Below are 4,411 nucleotides of genomic sequence, written 5' to 3'. Positions count from 1 at the left end.
CACCGCATCGGGCGCCTACAACATGCCGATCGCGATTCGGCTGCGTGGCGAGTTGAACGTCGAGGCCCTGCACTCGGCGGTCCTGGACGTGCTGGAGCGCCACGAATCGCTGCGAACACGCTACCCCGACCACGACGGCATGCTGATCCAACAGATCGAACCGGTCGAGAGCGTGGACGGTGAGCTCGTCGTGGTGCCTGTCGTAGCGGGTGAGTTGGTTTCGGCGGTAACCGAATTCGTCACCGAAGGCTTCGATGTGAGCACCCAGGCACCGGCACGTGCCCGATTGTTCCATGTCAGCGGCAGCGAGGAACCCGAACACGTTCTTGCTGTCGTGGTGCACCACATCGCCGCCGATGGTTTCTCCATGGCCCCGTTGGCGCGTGATGTGGCGAGGGCCTATGCCGCGCGGATCCATGGGGCCGCCCCGGCGTGGACGCCGCTGCCGGTCCAGTACGCGGACTACGCACTGTGGCAACAAGCTACCCTCGGCGCGCCCGATGATCGGCAATCACTGTCTGCCCAGCAGATCCGCTACTGGACCGAAACGCTGCACGGCGTCGTCGAGGAACTGCCTCTGCCGTTCGACCGGCCACGGCCGGTGGTGATGTCCAACCGCGGCGCCACGGCCGGTTACTCGGTGCCCGCCGCTGTGGTGCGGGCATTGGAACAACTCGCGCGCCAACATAATTCGTCGCTGTTCATGGCGATCCACGGCGCGTTGGCGCTCGCGCTGGCTCGGTTGAGCGGCACCACCGACATCGCGATCGGCACACCGATCGCCGGGCGCGGTGTGGCCGCACTCGACGACATGATCGGCATGTTCGTCAACACCTTGGTGTTGCGCACCGAGATCGATCTCGCTGAATCGTTCACCGAACTGCTCGGTCGGGTCAAACAAGCCGATCTGGACGCCTTCGAACACGCCGACGTGCCGTTCGAGCAGGTGGTCGACAAACTCGGTGTGCAGCGCTCCCAAGCACGACACCCACTGTTCCAGGTGATGCTGGCATTCCAGAACCTGGAACTGGTAACACTGCAACTGCCCGATCTGGAACTGTCGGTACTGGACCTACCCAACGAAATCTCCCGCTTCGACCTGCAATTCATCCTCTCGCCCGACCATGACAGCGGTGAGATGACCGTCGCGCTCACCTACGCCGCCGACCTGTTCGACGCCACGACCATCGATTCACTGGCCCACCGCTGGATTCGGATACTCGAAGCGATAACCACCGACCCAACCGCCCCGGTCGGGGCGATCGAGGTACTCGAGCCTGCCGAACGAGCCGATTTGCTAACCCGCTCCGGCACACCCTCGGCACCGCCCACCACGCTGCCCGATTTGCTGACGGCAGCAGTCGCGTTCGATCCCGACGCCACCGCGATCGTGTTCGATGGGCAGCGGTTGAGTTATCGGGAGTTGGACGAACGCTCCAACCGAGTGGCGCGGTTGCTGATTCGGCGTGGCATCGGACCGGAAGATGTTGTCGCCATCGGCATTCCACGTTCGGCGGACTCGGTACTCGCCGTCTGGGCAGTCGCCAAAACCGGAGCCGCCTTCCTGCCGGTCGATCCGACTCATCCCACCGAACGCATCACCCACATGATGACCGATTCCGAAGCGGCCATCGGCATTACGACCGCGTCCGTACGCGCACAACTACCCGACAGCATCGACTGGCTTATTTCGGATTACCTCGACGAGGCCGACAGCGGTCCGGTCAGCGACAGCGATCGGGTTCGTCCGTTGCGGATCGACGATATCGCCTATGTCATCTACACCTCCGGATCGACCGGGCTGCCCAAGGGGGTGGCGGTCACCCACCGCGGCCTGGGGAATTTCGCCGCGACACACCGGGATGCGATGGGCATCGAATCCAGCTCCCGCACCTTGCATTTGGCTTCACCAAGCTTCGATGTCTCGGTGCTGGAAACGGTCTTGCCGCTGCTCAGCGGCGCAGCCATGGTCATCGCCCCCACTGATGTCTACGGCGGCGACGAACTCGCCGCGCTGCTCGACCGTGAACACGTCAGCCACGCCCTCGTCACTCCCTCCGCTCTGTCCACCATCGACCACACCCGTTGGCCGCTACCGGATCTGAAGTATCTGATGGTCGGCGGCGAGAACTACGGCACCGACTTGGTCCAACACTGGGCCGAGGACCGCACAGTGCTCAACGAATACGGGCCGACCGAAACCACCATCGCCGCGACCCTGAGCGCCCCCATGACGGCAGAGGAACTGGTGAGCATCGGCCACCCGGTCTGCGGCGCCTCGACCTGGATCCTCGACCAGCGCCTGCAACCCGTTCCGGCGGGTGTGGCGGGTGAGTTGTATGTCGCGGGTGATCTACTCGCGCGTGGATATCATCGTCGGGCGGGGACGACGGCGGAGCGTTTCGTTGCGTGTCCGTGGCTACCCGGCCAACGCATGTACCGCACCGGCGATATCGTGCGTTGGAACAACGACCGTACGATCCAGCATCTGGGTCGTTCCGATTTCCAGGTCAAGATTCGTGGTCTGCGTATCGAACTCGGTGAGATCGACACCGCTCTGGCAACCCACGAAACCGTCGCCTACGCGGTGACTGTCGGTCACCGCAACGACACCGGTACCCAATCACTGGTCTCCTATGTCGTTGCCGCTGCGGAGCACACGATCGACACCGCGTTGCTGGCCGACTACCTGAGCGATCGGTTGCCGTCGTATATGGTGCCGTCCTCGATCATGGTGCTCGACCACACCCCACTCACACCGGTCGGCAAACTCGACCGAAAAGCACTACCGAGACCGGTTTTCACCGACACCAAACCCTTCCGAGCACCCCGCACACCGATCGAACACATCATCGCTGGAACCTTCGCCGACCTACTCGGCGCCGCCACAGTCGGTCTCGACGATTCGTTCTTCGCCCTGGGCGGCGACAGCATCATGTCGATCCAGTTGGTGACTCGGGCCAGGGCGGCCGGTGTGGCGTTCTCGGCACGGGATGTGTTCGAGCGGAAGACGGTCGCCGGACTGGCCGAGGTCGCAGTCGATGGCAGCGCAGCCGCTGTTCTGTCGGAACTGCCCGGCGCGGGCGTGGGATCGGTGCCGCTGACGCCGATCATGCGACGGCTGCTCGAACGTTCCGAGTCGGAGATCGGCCGCTTCTCGCAGGCGATGACGCTGAATCTGCCGATGGGAATCGGCCGGCAACGGCTGGCCGACACCGTGCAGGCGGTCCTCGATCGCCACGACATGCTGCGCGCACGGCTGTGCTCGGACGACGATGGGCGCCGGACGTGGGATGTGTTGCCGGTCGGCATGATTCGCGCCGACGACGTCATCCATCGGGTGCCGATGCCAGCAGGCACCGAGTTCCGGACGTTGGCGGCGGCGGAGTTGACGGCCGCTGCCGACCGGCTCGATCCGAACGCCGGGACCGTACTGCAGGTGGTCTGGTTCGATCCGATGCACACGGCGGAACCGGGCAAGGTCCTCGTGCTGGTGCATCAATCGGTGATCGATCGGGATTCCTGGCGCGTACTGGTGCCGGATCTCGTGCTCGCGTGGGCGCGGATCGAATCCGGCGAGCCACCTGAGCTCGCCCCGGTCGGGACATCCATGCGCAGATGGGCGCATGGACTGGTCGAGGCGGCCCACAGCGAGGAGCGGACCGCAGAGCTCGAACTGTGGCGAGCGATGGCCGACGGGCCCGATCCGATGATCGGGTCGCGGCCGCTGGACCCCGCGATCGATGTGGCGGCCACTGCTCGGACCGTCGAGGTCGAGTTGTCTTCCGAGGTGACCGAGGCGCTATTGACCAACGTGCCCGCCATATTCCACGGCGGGGTCGACGACGGGCTACTGGCCGCGCTGGCGGTGGCGGTAACGAAGTGGCGGCGCGAACGGGAGCCGGAAGCCGCGGGGCCGACGGATATGGTGATCAGCCTCGAGGGACACGGTAGGGAGGAAGGCGTCGTCCCGGGCGCGGATCTGACCCGGACGGTCGGCTGGTTCGCCACGGGCTTCCCGGTGCGTTTTGATCTGTCCGGCATCGATCTCGACGACGCGTACGCGGGTGGGCCCGCCATGGGCGCAGCGGTCAAGTCCGTGAAGGAGCAGCATCGCGCTATCCCCGACCATGGGGTCGGCTATGGCTTGCTGCGGTACCTCAACGAGGACACCGGCCCGACACTCGGCGCTCTGCCGAGGCCTCAGATCGCATTCAACTACGTCGGCCGTGTCTGGACGGGGGTTCCCGAAGGGATATCGGCCGTCGCATGGCTGCCGGTGGACGGCGGCGGCCTCGTCGATGCGCAGAATCCGAATATGCCGGTCGCGGCGGTGCTCGACATCAATGCCCATACCCGCGACGACGGCGAAGGGCAGCGGTTGCGGGCCACCTGGTCGTATCCCGCCGGG

Annotated in this window: 1 protein-coding gene; it reads left to right on the top strand. The window is 65.2% G+C overall.

Going from position 1 to position 4,411, the window contains the following annotated elements:
* The coding region (locus ABZ293_RS41925) for an amino acid adenylation domain-containing protein (protein WP_355189902.1) at positions 1-4,411 on the top strand (4,411 nt) is incomplete at both ends.

The sequence above is a fragment of the Nocardia sp. NPDC005998 genome, assembly GCF_040614395.1.
Lineage (GTDB): Bacteria > Actinomycetota > Actinomycetes > Mycobacteriales > Mycobacteriaceae > Nocardia.
Note: the sequence above shows the minus strand (reverse complement) of the source record. Positions and strands in the feature narration are given on the sequence as shown.